General features: G+C 41.1%; 23 protein-coding genes. 13 read left to right on the top strand and 10 right to left on the bottom strand.

From position 1 onward, the window contains the following. The first annotated feature begins 32 nt into the window (after nt 1-32). From ubiD to ATS71_RS04500, 3 genes are all read left to right on the top strand, one after another. Nucleotides 33-1,499, top strand: coding sequence for a 4-hydroxy-3-polyprenylbenzoate decarboxylase (ubiD, locus tag ATS71_RS04510; RefSeq protein WP_058403732.1), 1,467 nt, complete (start codon nt 33-35; stop codon nt 1,497-1,499). A 148-nt stretch (nt 1,500-1,647) separates the two neighbouring features. Next, the gene (fre, locus tag ATS71_RS04505) at nt 1,648-2,361 is read left to right on the top strand and encodes an NAD(P)H-flavin reductase (RefSeq protein ID WP_058403731.1); all 714 of its coding nucleotides are present in this window, start codon (nt 1,648-1,650) and stop codon (nt 2,359-2,361) included. 159 nt (nt 2,362-2,520) lie between these two features. Continuing rightward, nucleotides 2,521-2,931: a CBS domain-containing protein gene (locus tag ATS71_RS04500; protein ID WP_006792457.1), complete on the top strand. Its 411-nt coding sequence runs from the start codon at nt 2,521-2,523 to the stop codon at nt 2,929-2,931. Between the two features lie 92 nt (nt 2,932-3,023). On the opposite strand, the gene add is transcribed toward ATS71_RS04500, so the two are convergent. The 7 genes from add to cyaY form a co-directional block, all read right to left on the bottom strand. Further along, nucleotides 3,024-4,025, bottom strand: coding sequence for an adenosine deaminase (gene add, locus ATS71_RS04495; RefSeq protein ID WP_058403748.1), 1,002 nt, complete (start codon nt 4,023-4,025; stop codon nt 3,024-3,026). Between the two features lie 272 nt (nt 4,026-4,297). Beyond that, nucleotides 4,298-5,410, bottom strand: a complete 1,113-nt coding sequence (locus ATS71_RS04490) for a heme biosynthesis HemY N-terminal domain-containing protein (protein ID WP_058403730.1) — start codon at nt 5,408-5,410, stop codon at nt 4,298-4,300. Continuing rightward, entirely contained in the window at nt 5,407-7,239 is a 1,833-nt protein-coding gene (locus ATS71_RS04485) for a uroporphyrinogen-III synthase (RefSeq protein ID WP_058403729.1), read from the bottom strand. The genes ATS71_RS04490 and ATS71_RS04485 overlap by 4 nt, the downstream gene beginning before the upstream one ends. Next, the gene (gene hemC, locus ATS71_RS04480; RefSeq protein WP_058403728.1) at nt 7,240-8,178 is read right to left on the bottom strand and encodes a hydroxymethylbilane synthase; all 939 of its coding nucleotides are present in this window, start codon (nt 8,176-8,178) and stop codon (nt 7,240-7,242) included. Between the two features lie 35 nt (nt 8,179-8,213). After that, on the bottom strand, nt 8,214-9,179 hold the full coding sequence (locus ATS71_RS04475; RefSeq protein WP_058403727.1) for a DUF2914 domain-containing protein: 966 nt from the start codon (nt 9,177-9,179) through the stop codon (nt 8,214-8,216). Between the two features lie 22 nt (nt 9,180-9,201). Continuing rightward, nucleotides 9,202-9,858, bottom strand: coding sequence for an alpha/beta hydrolase (locus tag ATS71_RS04470; protein WP_058403726.1), 657 nt, complete (start codon nt 9,856-9,858; stop codon nt 9,202-9,204). Then, complete coding sequence (cyaY, locus tag ATS71_RS04465; RefSeq protein ID WP_058403725.1) at nt 9,855-10,178, bottom strand: iron donor protein CyaY; 324 nt, start codon at nt 10,176-10,178, stop codon at nt 9,855-9,857. Before cyaY ends, ATS71_RS04470 begins: the two co-directional genes overlap by 4 nt. Nucleotides 10,179-10,335: 157 nt before the next feature. Here cyaY and lptM point away from each other — a divergent pair, with 157 nt between their 5' ends. The 7 genes from lptM to ATS71_RS04430 all read left to right on the top strand — a co-directional run bounded on the left by lptM (nt 10,336) and on the right by ATS71_RS04430 (nt 15,352). Beyond that, a complete protein-coding gene (lptM, locus tag ATS71_RS04460; RefSeq protein ID WP_058403724.1) occupies nt 10,336-10,530 on the top strand; it encodes an LPS translocon maturation chaperone LptM in 195 nt (64 codons plus the stop codon). Then, on the top strand, nt 10,531-11,784 hold the full coding sequence (gene lysA / locus ATS71_RS04455) for a diaminopimelate decarboxylase (protein WP_058403723.1): 1,254 nt from the start codon (nt 10,531-10,533) through the stop codon (nt 11,782-11,784). It abuts the gene before it with no gap. A 64-nt stretch (nt 11,785-11,848) separates the two neighbouring features. Further along, a complete protein-coding gene (gene dapF, locus ATS71_RS04450) occupies nt 11,849-12,679 on the top strand; it encodes a diaminopimelate epimerase (RefSeq protein WP_010557932.1) in 831 nt (276 codons plus the stop codon). After that, the gene (locus ATS71_RS04445) at nt 12,676-13,287 is read left to right on the top strand and encodes a DUF484 family protein (protein WP_058403722.1); all 612 of its coding nucleotides are present in this window, start codon (nt 12,676-12,678) and stop codon (nt 13,285-13,287) included. Before dapF ends, ATS71_RS04445 begins: the two co-directional genes overlap by 4 nt. Further along, entirely contained in the window at nt 13,284-14,228 is a 945-nt protein-coding gene (locus tag ATS71_RS04440; RefSeq protein ID WP_058403721.1) for a tyrosine recombinase XerC, read from the top strand. The genes ATS71_RS04445 and ATS71_RS04440 overlap by 4 nt, the downstream gene beginning before the upstream one ends. Before the next feature lie 9 nt (nt 14,229-14,237). After that, nucleotides 14,238-14,948: an HAD-IA family hydrolase gene (locus tag ATS71_RS04435; protein WP_058403720.1), complete on the top strand. Its 711-nt coding sequence runs from the start codon at nt 14,238-14,240 to the stop codon at nt 14,946-14,948. A gap of 47 nt (nt 14,949-14,995) precedes the next feature. After that, nucleotides 14,996-15,352 carry a HopJ type III effector protein gene (locus tag ATS71_RS04430; RefSeq protein ID WP_058403719.1) on the top strand — a complete coding sequence of 119 codons (357 nt, stop codon included), beginning with the start codon at nt 14,996-14,998 and terminating at the stop codon, nt 15,350-15,352. A 37-nt stretch (nt 15,353-15,389) separates the two neighbouring features. Here the strand turns inward: ATS71_RS04430 and ATS71_RS04425 are convergent, their stop codons facing one another. Both ATS71_RS04425 and ATS71_RS04420 read right to left on the bottom strand, forming a co-directional pair. After that, the gene (locus tag ATS71_RS04425) at nt 15,390-15,797 is read right to left on the bottom strand and encodes a GNAT family N-acetyltransferase (protein ID WP_058403718.1); all 408 of its coding nucleotides are present in this window, start codon (nt 15,795-15,797) and stop codon (nt 15,390-15,392) included. A gap of 41 nt (nt 15,798-15,838) precedes the next feature. After that, nucleotides 15,839-16,144 carry a DUF6482 family protein gene (locus ATS71_RS04420; protein WP_006792473.1) on the bottom strand — a complete coding sequence of 102 codons (306 nt, stop codon included), beginning with the start codon at nt 16,142-16,144 and terminating at the stop codon, nt 15,839-15,841. A 91-nt stretch (nt 16,145-16,235) separates the two neighbouring features. Between ATS71_RS04420 and ATS71_RS04415 the strand changes: the two genes are divergently transcribed. From ATS71_RS04415 to ATS71_RS04405, 3 genes are all read left to right on the top strand, one after another. Beyond that, complete coding sequence (locus tag ATS71_RS04415) at nt 16,236-16,928, top strand: pseudouridine synthase (protein ID WP_058403717.1); 693 nt, start codon at nt 16,236-16,238, stop codon at nt 16,926-16,928. A gap of 99 nt (nt 16,929-17,027) precedes the next feature. After that, a complete protein-coding gene (locus tag ATS71_RS04410) occupies nt 17,028-17,402 on the top strand; it encodes a BlaI/MecI/CopY family transcriptional regulator (RefSeq protein WP_058403716.1) in 375 nt (124 codons plus the stop codon). 9 nt (nt 17,403-17,411) lie between these two features. Further along, the gene (locus tag ATS71_RS04405) at nt 17,412-18,623 is read left to right on the top strand and encodes a M56 family metallopeptidase (protein ID WP_058403715.1); all 1,212 of its coding nucleotides are present in this window, start codon (nt 17,412-17,414) and stop codon (nt 18,621-18,623) included. 86 nt (nt 18,624-18,709) lie between these two features. On the opposite strand, the gene ATS71_RS04400 is transcribed toward ATS71_RS04405, so the two are convergent. Continuing rightward, the gene (locus ATS71_RS04400) at nt 18,710-19,093 is read right to left on the bottom strand and encodes an MAPEG family protein (protein ID WP_058403714.1); all 384 of its coding nucleotides are present in this window, start codon (nt 19,091-19,093) and stop codon (nt 18,710-18,712) included. Between the last annotated feature and the right edge of the window lie 22 nt (nt 19,094-19,115).

Below are 19,115 nucleotides of genomic sequence, written 5' to 3'. Positions count from 1 at the left end.
AGTTCAACTCTTTTGCTTAATAGCGGCCCATAATGAAATATAAAGATCTGCGCGATTTTATCAATTTACTTGAAAAAAAAGGTGAGCTTAAACGCATCACCCAAGAAATTGACCCGTATCTTGAAATGACCGAAATTTCTGACCGCACACTGCGTGCAAAAGGTCCTGCCTTATTATTCGAAAACCCAAAAGGGCACAGCATGCCGGTGCTTACCAATTTATTTGGAACACCGAAGCGAGTGGCTATGGGTATGGGCCAAACAGACGTAAATGAACTTCGTGAGGTGGGTAAACTACTCGCGTTTTTAAAAGAGCCCGAGCCCCCAAAAGGCATTAAAGAAGCACTTGGATCTATTCCTGTATTTAAAAAAGTGCTGAACATGCCCGCTAAAGAAATCAAAAAAGCATCTTGTCAGCAAGTGATTTTACAAGGTGATGACGTCGACTTAACAAAACTACCTATTCAACACTGCTGGCCAGGTGATGCAGCCCCTTTGATTACATGGGGTTTAACCGTCACAAAAGGGCCATACAAGAAACGTCAAAATCTGGGTATTTATCGCCAACAATTATTAGGTAAAAATAAAATAATTATGCGCTGGTTGTCGCACCGCGGCGGCGCGCTCGACTTTCAAGAGTGGTGTAAAGAAAACCCTGGTCAGCCTTATCCAGTATCGGTGGCGTTAGGCGCCGATCCAGCGACCATTTTAGGTGCAGTAACTCCTGTACCAGATACGCTTAGCGAATATGCATTTGCAGGGCTATTGCGTGGAAGCCGAACTGAAGTGGTAAAGTCAATTTCAAACGACTTACAAGTGCCTGCCAGTGCCGAAATCGTACTTGAAGGCCATATTATGCCTGGCGAAATGGCGCCAGAAGGCCCCTATGGCGACCATACAGGTTACTACAACGAAGTTGATGACTTCCCTGTTATGACCGTAACTCACATTACACACCGTAAAGATCCTATTTATCACAGCACATTTACTGGCCGTCCGCCTGATGAACCCGCTATTTTAGGTGTTGCACTTAATGAAGTATTTGTACCAATATTACAAAAACAGTTTCCCGAAATTGTGGACTTTTATTTGCCGCCTGAAGGTTGCTCGTACCGCATGGCGGTAGTCACAATGAAAAAACAATACCCTGGTCACGCTAAGCGCGTAATGATGGGAGTATGGTCGTTTTTGCGCCAGTTTATGTATACCAAGTTCGTAATTGTGTGCGATGACGATATAAATGCTCGCGACTGGGAAGATGTTATTTGGGCCATCACAACGCGCATGGATCCAGCGCGTGATACAACGTTGATTGAAAACACTCCAATAGATTACCTAGATTTTGCCTCTCCGGTATCGGGCCTTGGATCTAAAATGGGTATGGACGCGACTAATAAATGGGTAGGCGAAACCGACCGTGAATGGGGTGAACCAATAGTAATGGATAAAGCCACCAAAGAACGTGTTGACGATATTTGGGATAGCCTTAAAATTCTTTAGCAACTAAACAAACCCAGCGATGGTCAATAATTTATTCACCATCGTTCGGGTAAGCTATAAACAGGCTATAAAATAATCCTATAGGTATGCTAGAATCGATCCATTCAATTGCGTATCTGCTATCAAAAGCGCTGCTAAAAGGTAAAAAATGCAAACATTAAAAGCTGAAGTTGTAGCTATCAGCCCACTAACAGAATTTGTTAACAAAGTAACTTTAAAGCCACAAGAGCCTGTGACCTTTGAAGCGGGCCAATACATGCAACTGGTGTTAAGTGAAAAAGACAAACGCGCTTTTTCTATTGCTAGCCGGCCATCACAATGTGATGAAATAGAGCTGCACATTGGTGCCTCTGGTGCAGACTCATACGCAATGCAATCGCTTGAACATTTACGTAATGCGCATTCAAACAAAACAATGGTTGATATAGAGGCTGGATTAGGTGTTTCCCAACTTCGTTTGCAATGTAACCGACCTATTATTTTACTTGCAGGTGGCACTGGCTTTTCGTATGTAAAATCAATGGCTGATCACCTAGCTGAAATAAACTGTGATCGCCCTGTGCTATTTTACTGGGGTGTTAAAGAAGAGTCGGCATTATATGCACATGAAGAAATGAAATTATGGGCAGAAAGCCACGAGCATTTTGAATTTATTCCTGTCGTCGAAAACCCATCAGCTAATTGGCAAGGTCACACGGGTTTTGTGCACAAAGCAGTAATGCAAGACATCGTATCACTAGAACCTTACGACATTTACATGGCAGGTCGTTTTGACATGATAGGGATTGTACGTGATGATTTTATAGCTCATGGCGCTATTCGTGAAAACATGTACGCCGATGCATTTGCATTTATAAAGTAAACTCATCGCATCATTTAATGATAAGCACCTATGGGTGCTTTTTTTTATGACTTTAAAGTTTTAATAGCTTAAACCTATCAAACACATCAATATAAACAATTTCCTAAAATCCAATCTATAAACCATACTTTGTACAGAACATCAGCGGGAGAGACCCAAATGCTAAATACAAAAGTAAAAGATTTTATGCAACGCAAGTTGCCAAACATAACACCAGACACTGAAATGACAACTGCCATAGCCGAGTTACAAAAATTTAAATTACTTGGTGCGCCTGTATTCGATAACGAAAAATGCCTAGTCGGATTTATTTCAGAACAAGAGCTATTAAAGCCTTTAATGCAAAGTAGTTATTTTTGCGAAGGGGTTGTAAAAGTGTCGCAGCTTATGCAGACCAATGTAGTCACAGTGAGTAGCGATTTAAACATTATTGAACTAGCTGAACAAATGCAGCCAGGTAAGCCAAAAAACTACCCTGTAGTAGAAGGCGTAAAAGTGGTGGGGATGATAAATCGTGCCGACGTACTCAAAGCGCTTTACGATAACTACCTTAGCTGCCAAGAGCACTAATTTAAAACCTGAGCGTTAGTAAATCTCTTAACTATCGCTCAAGTTAAATCTATAAATATGCAGCTTTAAAGCCGCATATTTATTTGCATTACTTAACGTGCACTCACTTGTGCTAGTAGTGCTTTTTTATCGCCGTCACTTAAAAATGCAATTTCTAAGGCATTAGCTTGGGCTTTTTCTATATCAGCCTGAGATAGGCCTGCTTTGGGTGCTGCAATGGTATATTCATGCTCTATTTCAATACCTTCAACAGCCGGGTCATCTGTATTAAGACAAGCAAGAATACCATGATCTAAAAACTGTTTAAGTGGATGCGTAGCTAGGTCGGTAACTGTACTGGTTTGAATATTACTGGTTAAACACGATTCAATACCAATGCGGTTATCACGCAGGTAATCCATTAATCCTGGATCTTCAATTGCTTTTACACCATGGCCAATTCTACTTGCACCTAATTCATTAATTGCTTGCCAAATACTTGGAGCGCCAAGTGCTTCGCCAGCATGAATTGTTGACGCTAAATACGCATCACGCACTTGCTTAAAGTGCTCAATAAATAATTCACCCGGAAAGCCAATTTCATCGCCCGCTAAATCAACCGCCACTAAGTCATTTTTAAACGCAAGTAATGCATCAAGCTCATACTGGCACGTTTTAACACCATAAGTACGCGACAAAATACCAATTAAGTTTGCTTTAATATTGGTATTCTTTGTTGCTGATTTAATACCATCAACCACAGCTTCTACAACACCTTGTGGGTGTAAACCTTGGCTTTGCGACATGTAGTAAGGGCTAAAACGAAGTTCAACGTAGTCAAGGCCTTGCGCTTGCGCATCTTCAATATTTTCAATAGCAATACGGCGGCATGCATCGTAATCGCCAAGTACCGTTACGCCCCAGTCTAGCTTTTGTAAAAAAGCCACTAGGTTTGGCTCTGGATCTATAACTTGAACATGAGGAATTAATTGTTCAACGTTATCTGCGGGTAAATCAATATTAAACTGACGACCAAGTTCTAGTATGGTTTGCGCGCGAACATTACCATCTAAATGACGGTGAATATCTAGCAAAGGTAGTTTTCTATTGATCATAGTAGCACCCAGTTTAATTAAATTTTTGCGCATAATACGCAGATAGAGGTATTTTTCAAGTCTATACGCTTTGTAATATTATTAAGCGGTCATATGTCTGCTTTTTGTGCAAAATATTCACGCACTTAACAATAATCTGTATAAAAATAGTATCGCCTTACTTTTTTATTGTTTCGCTAAATTTAAAAAATACCTATAAAAAAGCACAGGTAAAGCATTTATAAAACGCCTATAACCTGTGCCTAAAATATATAACTAATCAGCTAGTAAACTTATTTGTTATATAAAACGAGTGCCTTTTCAGCCTGTGCCGTGTTTTTATAACTCAAGGCTGCTTGGTCTGCAAATTGGTGTTTATTATCACCATTAAGCGCTTTATCAAATACACGTGCCGCTAAGTCATAATCACTTTGTGCATTAGCAAGACATGCCAGCGACAACAGCAGCGCTGTATTGGTGTCGTCTTTTTTAAGGCGATCTTGGATACTGGCTTGTAACTTGTGCGCTTCACCATGGTTTGCATTATTTAAAATAGCAGCAAGCTCATCATGTTGGCTGGCTTGCTTAACCATTTTAGTTAAATCGCCCTCAATAACGGCAAGCTGACCTGTTGCAGCCATTTGAGTTAAATATGCAGTCTGTGCATGAGTGTGTAGTTTTCGTGGTAATTGTTTGTATTTATTTGTTAATTCATCAGCTGATTGGGCCGTAAAATAGGCAGAAAATACACGCGTCCACTGCTCACTAGAAAACACTTTTTTACGCAGTAGCTTGGGTAAAAACTCTTCAAGTGCACTAAAGTGCTGCTGTTGTACTAATACCTCAGTGTACAGTTTAAGTTCAAGGGCGGTGGCTTTTTTAGCTTCTGCATTCACACGCAACTGCGATTCAATCGCACTGCTATCGCCACTTGCCAACCATAGCTTTGCTACTTTTAATTGCTGCTCTGGGCTTATTTCAAATAATCGCTCAAGCGCTTTATCTGCCTCGTTGTTAGCAAGTGCTGCTTTAGCTAAAAGCGCTAAACGAATATCGTCAAATTTTTCTGGCACACTGTTACCAGAAAGTGCGCGCTCTACCTGTTCGTAATCGTCGTTTATAGCACTGAAAAGGGCTTGTTCAATTGCGGCGAATTTACGCTCTTCACTGCGGGCAAAAAAACCATGCTTGGTATTTCTATAAATTGATAATAAATAACGTATTAGTTTGTAACTAAAATATAAAACTGCCGCAGACAATGCAGCCATAATACAAAACGAAACAATGGTGCCTTCAATGGTCGTATTATTGAACGAAATTAGCACATAACCTTTTTCGTCAAGTACAAAAGGGGTAACCGCAATTACAACAACAACAGCTACAATTAAAATAATTAGCCCTATCATTGCGCCCACTCCTTAACCATTTGTGTGCTTTGCAGTGTGACCTCTTGGCTGAAATTAAGTGGTTCTTTTTCTAATTTAGATAGCGTATTTAGTGTTGATTTAGTCGCTGCATCATCTTGCTTAAAGTATTCACCAATTAAGCGCTTTGCTTCGCTTAATGCATTAAAATATATACTGGCTTGTTTACTTAGTAGCGCATCTTGCGCCTGCGCTATATTAAGCTTAATTCGCTGGTTAATTAAATTGCGCTCTTGATCAGTTAGTAATGGTTCAACAGCTATACCTTCATGGCGCCTAATTTTAATAAAACTATCAACAATTTTATTCCAACTGTTACTGATATTTTGCTGCCAATCGTTAATATCTTCGCTGAGTGCATTTTCATCAACTTCCCGTGGTTCCTCTGGTAAATTGACCGCGTTAAACACCAGTTCATCAATTCGGTTAAGAACACTATTTAGCTGCAAATAAATAGCCTCGGTAGCAACCGGTTTTAAACTATCAAGCGTTTGTATGTCTTGCATAATAGATTGGCGAAGTTCAATTGTACCAGGGTGCTCACTTAACAGTCCGTCTAAACGCTTTAGTACAGCGCTTGCGCCTTGGTAGTCTTTTTCTGCCCACAGTTTAAATTCAGCCATACGCTGCAAACTAGTTACTTCTTGTGGGTTTAAAGATGAGCCTTGTTGCTGCGCTTTTTGTAGTGCGTTTTTTAATGCTTGCTCATTTTCAAGAGTGCTTTGCGCTAACGCCTCAGATACTTTTTCTTCGCTATTAAATAGCGCTTGTTGCAAGCTCACTTGAGAAGACTTAAGAACCGCTAGCTCTTGCTGAAGTAGCTTATTTTGCTCGCTAAGTTCGTTAACAAATGTATTTTGCGCTTTACCTGCATTTAGCTTTTGATAAAACTCGTAACCAACTCCAGAGGCCACAACCAACGATATTAACAATGCAAGAGAAGCCACTTTACTAACTTTTTGTTTGTCATTTGCTGGTTTGTTTTTTACGCTTGCTGGCTCATTTTTAATTGATGCTGAACTCGAAGCTGTTGATGTTGTGTTTTCTGTTGTTATTGACTTAGGTTGTTCACTCATGCTGCTACCTTGCTGATTAATACAGGTAAACATAGCGTTATCGCTAGCCCCTGCTGCAATATGTATATTTGCCAAACTTACGTGTTGTTGCTGTAAATATGCGGCTATACGCTCGCTGGCAACATAAAAGTGGCACTGTTGTAACCATTGTAATTGTTGTGCAGCAAGGGGGGTAAATATGGCATCAACTGCTGCATTACTTGTTATGACTATACCGTGTACATTGTTGCTTTTCCAGTGGTCAGTCCAGTTACTAGTTAAATCGGATACTGGCTCACGTTCATAAACAACACAATTATTTAAAAACGCACCGCGCTCTTTTAGGACCTTGGCTATATCGGGTCGACCACCTTGCCCTTTGACCAATACAATATTGCTGCCATCAACCTGAGCCAACGACTTAAGAGCCAATACCCCTTCAGAATCGAACTGTTTAGGAGTTGCTGCACGCACACCAAATAATTCATATATTGTATCGGCAGTTTGCTGCCCTACAGCATAAAACTGCGCTTTAATGTTTATATCGGGCTTTAATTGTGCCAGTGCTTTAACAGCATCCTGAGAGATAAAAATAATTTTATCTGCATTAATAAGTGGGCTTAGTTGAGTACTAGAAGGCGTTAAATAGTTAATATTTAAAACAGGAAACAACGACGTCTGATAACCCGCTTGCTCAAGTTGTTCTGCAAGGGCTACGCCTTTTCCTTCGGGCCGAGTTATCAGAATATGTGTCATTTATGCGTCTCTGTATACGTCAGCTAAAATTTTATCTGCGCCTTGAGCAAGTAATTTTTCAGCCAGCTCTATTCCGAGTTTTTCGGCATCGTTAATATTACCCGCAACTTCGTCACGTAAAATTTCGCTGCCATCAATTGCGCCTACAAGCCCTCGTAAATGAACCTGCTCGCCATCAACTAACGCATAAGCGCCAATTGGTACTTGGCAACCGCCTTCTAAACGACGGTTCATGGCACGCTCTGCGTTAACACGAATACGCGTGTGTGCGTGTTCAAGCGGTGCTAATAACGCTTTAGTTACGTCATCTTCAATTCGACACTCAATACCTACAGCACCTTGGCCATTTGCAGGCAACGATACTTCTGGTTCAATGTAATCCGCAATACGCTCGCCCATCTCTAAACGAATAAGCCCTGCCGCTGCTAAAATAATGGCATCGTATTGCCCATCATCTAATTTAGCTAGGCGTGTATTCACGTTTCCGCGTAAATCACGGATTTCTAAGTCAGGTCTTAGCGCTCTAATTTGGCACTGACGACGTAAGCTAGATGTACCTACAATGGCCCCCTTCGGTAACTCATTTAAGTTGGCAAAGTTATTTGATACAAATGCATCACGAGGATCTTCACGCTCGCAAATGGTATGAAGCGCTAGTCCTTCCGGAAATTCAACAGGCACGTCTTTCATTGAGTGCACAGCAATATCAGCTCGGCCATCTAACATGGCTTGCTCAAGCTCTTTTACAAATAACCCTTTGCCGCCTATTTTGGCCAATGGCGTATCTAAAATAATATCCCCTTGTGTCGACATAGGGACTAACTCAACACGTACATCATCATGAAAATGCTCTAGCTGAGCTTTTACAAACTCAGCTTGCCATAACGCTAGGGCGCTTTTGCGAGTTGCTATACGTACTAATTTTGTTTTTTCTGTCATAGGGGTATCCAATTAATTACTGCGGTTAGCATTATTTAGTTAGCTAACACTCTAAATTCTTTTTGGGCAATTAAATTACCTTGCTCGTCAACAACGTCTACACGCCAATGGCCTGTTTGCGTGTTCATAATATTTTTTGTTGAATAAGTTCTGTAACGCGGCGAAGTAACATTAAGTGTAATTTCGGCCATTGTCTCACTTTCAAAATACCAAATATGTTTAACTTGCTGACCTTGAAGCCCTTTTAGTTCACTAAAAAACGATAATGTTCCTTCAAATTGACTCATACGCACATCTGCCGCAAACACATTTACAGGCTCTCGCTTTTCAACACTGCGAGTCAGAACCGCACGGCTTATTTTACCAGTATCAATTTGGGCCCCTAATGCAACACTTGCAATATGCGCATTGTCAGGAAATCTATCTGTACCAAATAAGGTAACATCATCGCTTTGCGGAGCGTCTAGTAAGGTGTCTATATCCGCAGATTGCTCGGGTAAAGGGTTAACTTCGCTTTGTGCATCGCTGTTTTGTGTTGATGAAATTATTTCGCTGTTAGATGTGTTAGCCAACTCAGCAGCTTGCAGAGCTACTATTACATTATCTAACTCAGGCTGAACGGTCACTGGCTCTGGGTTACTTTTGTTTGAGATATCGATGTTAACAACATCTTCAGCAGAGACCATTTGCTTTGCAGTTAACCCGTCAGTATTGGCAGCACTTATTTGCGACTGGCTATTGGGTTCATCGTGTATTGGGCTTTCAATGACCTCATTACTTTGTGTGCTATTAGAAATTAAAAGCTCTGTTTGTTCATTGGGGTGAGCGCCTTGATCTGCATTTACTGAGCTGGTTAAACCATATATCACGGCCGCAGATGTCATTACTATCAACATAGCCAAACTCACAATACGACGCCAATGCCATTCATAACTTACCGTAGGTAGGCTGTTTTGTGGCTCGCGTTTTACATTTGCTTTAATAACTATTTTTTGACTCATATTGACCTCAGCGGCTCCAAAATTAGCTTAAACGGGCAATTAACCAGTGGCGAATAGCGTGTAACTCTTCTGCACATACTTGATGTGCCATTGGGTATTCTTGCCAGCTTACATCCATGTTATGTGCTGTTAATACATCAAATGCACTTTTACCCGCACTCATTGGTACCACGTTATCTTGGCTACCATGTGCCATAAATACATTTAAATCGGTATGCTTTGCTTCATCTGTGAATTTATGCGGCGCGCACATGTAAGTAGACAATGCCATAACACCCGCTAGCTTTTGCTCAAAACGTGGTGCTAAATGAAGCGACACAACACCGCCTTGTGAAAAACCTGCCAAAATAATTTTGTTAGCTGGTATTCCGTTTGCTATTTCTGTATTTATAAGGGCTTCTACCTTTTCGGCAGACTCTCTAACACCTTCTTCATCGGCACGTTTATCAAGCTCAATTGACTTAATATCGTACCAAGAGCGCATTTCCATACCGCCATTTATGGTGACCGGTTGCACAGGTGCATGAGGAAAAACAAAACGCACACCTAACTCATCTGGTAAGTTTAATTGCGGCGCTACAGGGGCAAACCCATCACCCGAATCACCCAACCCATGTAACCAAATAACGGTAGCTTTATGAGCGCTCTGTGCAGGGTATTGAACAAATTCTAAACTCATAGTGACGATTGCCATTTAATTTCTTGGCCAGCTTGGCGAGTTGACGCTTCGTTAATGAACTCCCAAAACTCTGCACCAGAGCGGTTATCAATCCATTGACCGTCACGCATTTCAAAATGATGACCATTAAATTTAGTTGCTACCCACACTTGATGAAGAGGCGCTTGCTTATTGATCACAATTTTACTTTTATCAGGAAAAATAATTTCTAAAATACCTTGCGCTGATTCGTAATCTAAATCGGCTTCACAATCATCAACTTGCTCTTCAATTGTGAACATAAGAGCTTCGGCTAATTGGTGATATTCGTGTTCAGTCATTGTTGATTCCTTTGCAGGCGAGCCGCCTAATATTGGGTACGTAATTGCGTTAAAAACATGCAGCTAGTGTAACAGGAATAAAATCATCCGCGAATAGCTGCATTTTTTAGATATTCTGTTACTCTGCGATTATAAAGCCAGCAACAATATTAATCTAATGAAAGCGACACATACCTTACAATTAAAAAAACTATTAATTAGCACGGCCCTATTTGGCGCATTAGCTGGCTGCGGACAAAGCGGCCCGTTATATTTGCCTGAACAACAGGCCCAGCAAAACCAACCAGAAAACACGATGACGCCTAACACGCAGGCCAAGCAACCCACTACCCCAGTAAAGCAGGAGCAATAAATGGATTTTTTTAACTATAAAAACAACCAATTGTTTGCTGAAGATGTGAGTATTGCCGCAATTGCTCAGCAATATGGTACGCCTTGCTATGTGTATTCTCGCGCAACATTTGAGCGCCACTACCTTGCGTTTGCTAATGCGACTAAAAGCCATAAAAGCTTGGTATGCTATGCCGTTAAAGCAAACTCTAATATTGCCGTATTAAATATTTTAGCGCGCTTAGGTTCGGGTTTTGACATTGTTTCAAAAGGTGAGCTAGCGCGTGTAATTAAAGCCGGAGGAGACGCCGGTAAGGTGGTCTTTTCAGGCGTTGCTAAAACCGCTGACGAAATAGCGTACGCATTAAAATTAGGGATTAAATGCTTTAACGTTGAATCAGCCTCTGAATTAGAGCGTATTTCAGAGGTTGCGTGCGAGCTTAACTTAGTGGCGCCAATTTCTATTCGCGTAAATCCCGATATAGATGCTAAAACGCACCCTTATATCTCCACAGGTCTGAAAGAAAACAAATTTGGCATTGATATTCAAACCGCTGTAAGTGTTTATCAACAAGCTGATGCTTTACCAGGCTTAAACGTAATAGGCGTAGATTGCCATATCGGTTCGCAGTTAACCGAAGTAAAACCATTTTTAGAAGCGCTAGACAAACTCCTTGCGTTAATAGATGAGCTAAAAAATGTCGGGATAGAATTAAGCCATTTAGATATAGGTGGTGGGTTAGGTGTCCCTTACGACAACGAACAACCACCTCATCCTAGTGAATACGCTGAGCAAGTAACCGCTCGCCTAGAAAACTACCGCCATTTAGAACTTATTTTTGAACCAGGTCGTGCGATTGCAGCAAACGCAGGGGTATTAATTACGCAGGTTGAGTTTATTAAACAAAACCAAAGTAAGTTTTTTGCCATTGTTGATGCTGGCATGAACGACATGCTTCGCCCTTCTCTTTATCAAGCGTGGCAAAAAATTATTCCTGTGTCGGTTCGTGATGACGATACGCCAACTCACAACTTTGATATTGTTGGGCCCGTATGCGAAACCGGTGACTTTTTAGGAAAAGACCGAGAACTAGCGCTTAAACAAGGCGATTTACTCGCGCAGCGCAGTGCTGGGGCATATGGCTTTACAATGAGTTCAAACTATAACTCTCGCCCACGCGTAGCTGAAATAATGGTAGACGGTCAGCAGCACCATCTTATCCGCGAACGTGAAACCATTGAGAGTCTTTATCAAGGTGAGAAAATTTTACCATAAACGTTTTTGCCAACTAGCTGCTCTGTGGCATGATTACCACAGAGCAAACACGAATTAGAGCGCTATGTTAGTTAATTTTTCCAAAATGCACGGCTTAGGCAACGACTTTGTTGTTATTGATAATATTACACAAAATGTATTTTTATCACGAGATCAAATTAAAAAGCTGGCTGATCGCCACTTTGGCATTGGCTTTGACCAATTACTCATGGTTGAAGCGCCATACTCCCCCGATCTCGATTTTCATTATCGTATTTTCAATGCCGATGGTACCGAAGTAGAACAATGCGGGAATGGCGCACGTTGCTTTGCACGTTTTGTTCGTATGAAAGGCCTGACTAACAAACACAAAATTAGCGTATCAACCAAATCGGGTAATTTAACGCTATACATAGAAAAAGACGGCCAAGTCACGGTTAACATGGGGCACCCTAATTTCGAGCCAAGCAAAATACCGCTTAAAGCCAGCAAACGTGAACTCACCTACATTATAAGGGCAGAAGAACACACCGTATTTAGTGGCGCAGTCTCTATGGGGAACCCACACTGTGTACTTGAAGTTGACGATATTACGACAGCGCAGGTCGATGTATTAGGTCCACTGCTTGAAAACCACGAACGTTTTCCACAGCGCGCTAACATTGGGTTTATGCAAGTTATATCGCAAGAGCATATAAAGCTAAGAGTATGGGAGCGCGGCGTAAATGAAACACTCGCATGCGGCACTGGCGCGTGTGCAGCTATGGTCATTGGGCATATGCAAAGTAAGCTTTCAAGCGCAGTACAAGTCGACCTCCCTGGTGGCACTCTTCAAATACGCTGGAGTGGAGAAGGTCATCCGGTACGAATGACAGGCCCCGCTGAGCACGTGTTCGACGGACAAGTTGCATTATGAGTAAGCTGAGCGAGGAGCAAGTTACTAGCTACTTACTCGCAAACCCTGACTTTTTAGTTAAACACCCAGATGTGTTTGCTCAGCTAGAGCTTCAACAGCAAGCGCAAGGGGCAACGTCACTCGTGCATATTCAACAGCGCCAATTGCGTGAGCACAATACACGTTTAAAAAAGCAAATCGACACCATGAGTAAACACGCTGTTCAAAATGAGCGAGTGTACTGTTTACTTAGCCAATGCCATCGCCAACTTTGGCGCCATGATGACTTTGATGCAATCGCTAAAAACTTACACGCTATTGTGTGCTCAAATGACGACATAAGTGACTTCAAATTATTAAAATACACTCCTGACTTTGACGAGCTCATAGAACATCGCCTCAGCGGTTCTGGGTATTATTTAGGGCGTATTACAACGCAAGAGCGTGCATTACTTTTTAGAGATGACACGCAATCTGCGGCTATTTATTTAATTGGCGATGCAAAGCAGCCTAGTGCCATACTGGCATTTGGCAGCAACAACGTGAACCATTTTGAACCCGCACAAGACAACCTATTTATGTTGGATTTTATTAGCGCCCTGCAACTAAGGTTACAAAAACTCGCATGAGTGTTGATGCGCCTAATATAAGCGAATTAAGTGACAACTGGCGCACACCCATTACGCTATTTAGCGACTACCTAAAATTTGAAAAACAATATTCAGCGCACACCGTCAATCAATATGTCAGCCAACTTGGCTTTGCAGCGCTTTATTTCAATAAATTATGCGATGACTGGTTTGGCGTACAAGCAGAGCATATTCGCCGCTACAGTATGGCTTTACGCGCCAAACAATTAAGTGGCCGAACCATTAGCTTAAAATTAAGCTGTATACGGAGTTTATATAAGTTTTTAAAAGCCAAAAATATTGCACAGCAATCGCATTATCATAACCCTGCGACCGGCATTAAAGGGCCTAAATTTGCCAAGCCTTTACCTAAAAATCTTGATGTTGATCAAATGGCGCGGTTGCTCGAAATACCCGACGACGACCCTTTAGCAGTCAGAGATAAAGCCATGATGGAACTTATGTACTCATCAGGTTTACGTATTAGCGAGTTAGTTGGCGCTAACATGCAAGATATTAATGCCAAAAGTGGTGAAATATTAGTGCGTGGTAAAGGTAACAAAGAACGCCTTATTCCCGTGGGAACGAAGGCATTAGAAGCATTAAAAAAATGGTTAACCGTGCGGCCTCAATTTGCAAAACAAGACGAGCCCGGCGTATTTTTAAGTAGCCAAAAAAATCGTATCTCAATTCGCCAAGTGCGTTTGCGTATGCAAGAGTGGGGAATAAAGCAAGGGATTAGCTCACAGGTGCATCCGCATAAGTTACGCCATTCATTTGCATCACATATTTTAGAATCGTCGGGTGATTTACGCGCTGTACAAGAACTGCTTGGCCACAGCAGCTTGTCGGCCACACAAGTGTATACCCATTTAGATTTTCAGCATTTAGCCAAGGTGTACGACAACACACACCCGCGCGCTAAAAAACAAACTGATTAGGAAATTACAATGATCCGATTTAATCGTGCAATACGCCCTTTTTCTGTCATGAGCTTTGATTTAGACGACACCTTATACAACAACCACCCGATTATAAAAGCAGCTGTTAACGCCCAACAAAATTACTTAAATGCATTACCACGCTACCAAGAACAAGGCCCACAATACTGGCAACAATGCCGAAAACTTGCCGCTCAACAACAACCCGAGCTTAAAGATAATGTAACGCAGTGGCGCAAGCATACATTGCGTTTAGCTCTATCTAAGTTGGGATTTACTGAACAAGAAGTAGAACTGCACGCTAGTAGTGCCTATAACGCTTTTGCCGATGCACGCAGTAACATTGTAGTCAGCGACGACGTATTAGCGCTACTTGATAACTTAGCGCAACATTTTACCTTAATCGCCATAACCAATGGCAATGTTGAAATAGAACGCTTTAATTTACACAATAAGTTTGAGCTAGTCCTACAAGCGGGCATGCATGGTAAAGCTAAACCTCATAGCACCTTATTTGACAAAGCAGCTGCGCACTTAAAAGTCGCCAAAAGCGACATACTCCATATTGGTGACAGCCTAGATACCGACGTACAAGGCGCCAATAACGCAGGTTGTCAATCAGTGTGGTTAAACGATCAAGGCGCTAAGTATACGTACAAGGGGCTGGCCGATGTTGAAATTGAGAATATTCACGCATTAACGCATTTTATTCGTTCATAAAATGCGTTAAGTAAATTAGCCTTACCCATTAAATTTAGGGAACAATGATGACTTTAAACGAATACCTTAAATCACTTGCTGAAAACCCAAAAAACATTCAATTTACCGATACAATGGCGGTGATCGAAGCCAATTACGGTTTTACTGCTTGCGCCTTTAATAACCACGGGTTACTGAGCTCAGCAAGTGAAAATAACGGTTCATGTAAAATTTTTGCTTTTGCCAAACTCAATGGGCTTAGCAAGCAAAACACATTAGATTGCTTTGGTAAGTTTTATCGCGAAGAAGTACTACAAAACCCTAACGGTGACGATCATATGAACATTCGCACGTTTATGTTATCGCCAGAGGCGACCCCATTTTTGGGCGTTACATTTGAAGGCGAGCCGTTAACAGCCAAATAACTAGGGGCTAAATAAAAAATTTGAATACAGGAATCAATTAAAGTAATTTTTCCATAAAGTAGCGGGTGCCGCAAAGTGGGTAATTATCAAGTTGATACTTCACACTGTATCCGCGTTTTTCATAAAAAGGTTTGGCTTGAAAATCAAGTGTATCAAGCTGAGCTTTTTTGGCGCCAAGCAATATTGCAGCTTGCTCTAGTTCAGCGAGTAACTGTCCAGCAAGGCCTTTATTGCGCACTCTTTCACTGCACCAAAGCCAGTTTATAATTAGCCAATTACCAAATACGCAACCACTAATACCAGCCACCAATTCGTTACTATCGTCAACAAATTTATAGCCGAGTGGCACTCTTTGCGCATCGAAATGCTGGGCATTAAATTCAACCATTTCACTACGTAACGTTGAGTTTAACGCATCACTATTGTCTGCTTGTAATTGGTACATATTGCGCTTCTTAAAAAGCAGATACTAACAAACTCATACCGTCAAAACAGGTTATTTTTACCAAAGGGAACTTCAAGCAGATTACTTGAGGTTTTTTCTGGTTGACCACACATTTCGTCATAAGCACTTGTATGGCGGAGCATCATTTGTGCGTACGCTATTTTTTCAAATCGCTTTTGCACATGTAGCGGGCTTACTGCTCTTACAAACTCGCCATCTTCTTCTGTTACGTAATATTCAACGTTATTAATAATCACAGACACCTGGTAAAGCGCCATTTCTAGTGAGTGAACAACTACTTTTTGTAGTGGCTCATGATTTTTTAGTTCAGAAAATTTCATACCCATTTTGTTCACCTAAATTAAATATTGCTATATCGATACGCAGCTTTGCTATAATCGCGATCAGTTTTTTATTGCCAACCAACGAGTATATTTTATGAGCACCAAAATCCGACTGGCTAAATACATTGCTCATGCCGGTGTGTGCTCACGTAAACAGGCATCGCGTTTAATTGATGAAGGGGTGGTAACAGTAAATAATCGCCCTGCTAATCATATTGATCACGTTAATGAGCAAGACGAAGTAATAGTTAATGACCAAGTAGTTAAAGGCGCGGCCGACTTGGTTTATTTTGCGTACCACAAGCCTGTAGGTATTGACTGTAAATTAAATAAAAATGACCCTACAAGCCTTATTCACCATTTGCCTACACTTACCCGTGTTTACCCTATTGGCCGATTAGATAAAGACTCTCGGGGCCTGCTTATTTTGACCAACGATGGCGATTTTTGTAACCAGCTAATCCATCCTAACTTCCACCAGCCTAAGCATTATATAGTCACAGTAAATAAACCTATAAATAACGCGTTTTGTGAAGAAATGGCCGCAGGCGTCCCTGTTGATAAACAAGTAACCTTACCGTGTGAAGTAACTAAAATAGCTGACAACCAATTTAGTATTATTTTAAAACAAGGGCTTAACAGGCAAATACGTAAAATGGCGCATTACTGCGGCTTTAAAGTAACTGATTTATTTAGAGTGCAATTTAGCGATCTACCCCTTTCAAAACTAAACCTTTCTGAAAACCACTACATACAAATTAATAAAACTGATATTTCAAAAATCTAACCTTCGTTTAAGTAGCACACAAAAAAATTAAAAAATAACCTTGCAAAAACAGATTACAGGCGTAGTCTTAAATTAAAGATTACATTTGTAGGCAATAAAATGATTGAGTTATCAAAAGCAGAATTTGAAGTACTTGACGCACTTTGGATTAATTACCCTGCCACCGCCAGCCAAATTATTGAGCGCTTAAGCGATGACAAACAATGGCACGAAAAAACCATTAAAACCTTACTCGGTCGATTAGTTAAAAAAGGTGCACTGTCGTTTGAAAAAGACGGTCGCCAATATATTTATACCCCCTGCATGGAGCGCGTCGACTACACTTTAAAAGAAAGCCAAAACTTTATTGAGCGCTTTTTTAGTGGCCGCATAGCGCCGCTGGTAAGCGGGTTTGCTAAATCGGAGCAGCTTTCTCAGCAAGATATAAATGAGCTTAAAAAAGTCATTGATGACTGGGAAAAAAACCAAAAGTAAGGACTGGCTATGGATATTCAAACACTATTTAACTGGTTGCTAGAGCAGCAATTATTGCTCAGCATAATGCTTGGTGGCTTTATTGTATGTGAGCGTTTTAGTTTAAGGCTGCTTGGCCCATGCTTTGTGTATAAATTAGTATGGCTGATTCCAGCTTCATTACTGGCTACAAACTTACCGAGCTCCATTAAACCACTGCAAAATAGTGCTATTAGCCATTATTTGATCACGCCTAACCAGTCGCTTATTAATAATTTAAGCCTAAATTGGGCTGTGCTTTATGTATTAGTTACTCTACTACTTTTGACCATTGCGTTTATTGTTCACACTCGCTTTATTAAAAATCTACAGATCAATTATTTAATTGATAGCGAACACGCTATCACTTCACACATTAAAACCTATACCAGTAACCACATTGCGTCGCCAATGGTAGTGGGAATTTTTCAAAGCAAGCTCATACTGCCCAGCAATTATAAAAGCCAGTTTGATAAAGCCACTTTGGCGCTTATTTTAGAGCATGAATCTGTGCACATAAAACGCAAAGATAACCTAATAAATGCCCTGCTGTTACTGGCTACTATTTTATTATGGTTTAACCCGCTCGCGTGGATGGCATACGCAAGCTGTAGGCGCTTACAAGAGCTCACGTGTGATGAACGGGTACTTGCCAATAAAACCACACACCAACACATTTTATACAGCAGAGCCTTAGTTAACTGCGCGGCAACAACGCCCACAGGCCTAATGGCCTATTCACACTACGGAGATAAAAAAACCATGTTACAACGACTTACCAATATAAAGCACAGTGGCAATCGCTCTCGCTTTGCCAAAGGTGGCTTACTGCTTGTTGCAGCAAGCATGTTAAGTACGCTCGCTATTGCAAAGCAACCGCAAGTAGAAGGTGCTAAAAGCGATCACATTTCACCAATAATTCGAATTGAGCCACGCTACCCTGCCCAAGCAGCTAAGCAAGGCATTAGCGGCTCGGTAGTATTAAAATACGATATTGCCGCCAATGGCAGAACAAAAAACATTAGCGTAATTCAATCTAGGCCGTCAGACGTTTTTGATAAATCAGCTAAAGAAGCCTTGGCAAAGTGGGAATATAAAATGTCTGAGGCAGGCTTTGATGATGTACTCGTACAGCTAGATTTTGCTATAAACAGCGAGGTTGCACATACCGATTTAATCGAGCGAATTAAAGTATCGCATTAATGCTATCGAATTATGCCATTAAGTAATGCAAGAGCACAAAGCAAGCGCCCTTTTAGGCCGCTTGCTTTGTGGTTTTAACAATAAAATTAGATACTCACTACAATCATGGCAATGGTAGTGCCTAAGCCAATAAACCATACAAGCGAACGTATAATATCCAGGTTCAACCAATAAAAAATACAATACAAAGTACGCGAAACTATATGAGTAACTGCCAAAGTTTCGGTTACTGCATTTACCGAGTTAGTACCCAATACCACTGCTATAGCAACGGCAAAAACAGTAAGTGATTCAAAACAATTTTGATGAGCAGCGAGCGCCCGCGCACCAAAACCCGTTAGTTTTGCTTGCTGGGAACGAGGGTGTTTATTGTCGTACCGGCCAAGCTTTGCCATCGCAACGGCCACAGGTACTTTTGCAAAATAAGGCATTAATACAGCTAATAATGCACACACCACTAATGTTGTCATAGTTTATTCTCTTATTATAAAA

This window comes from Pseudoalteromonas sp. H71, from assembly GCF_001468485.1.
Taxonomy (GTDB): Bacteria; Pseudomonadota; Gammaproteobacteria; order Enterobacterales; family Alteromonadaceae; genus Pseudoalteromonas.
The sequence above is the reverse complement of the archived record's forward strand: the minus strand, read 5'-3'. Positions and strand labels throughout refer to the sequence as shown.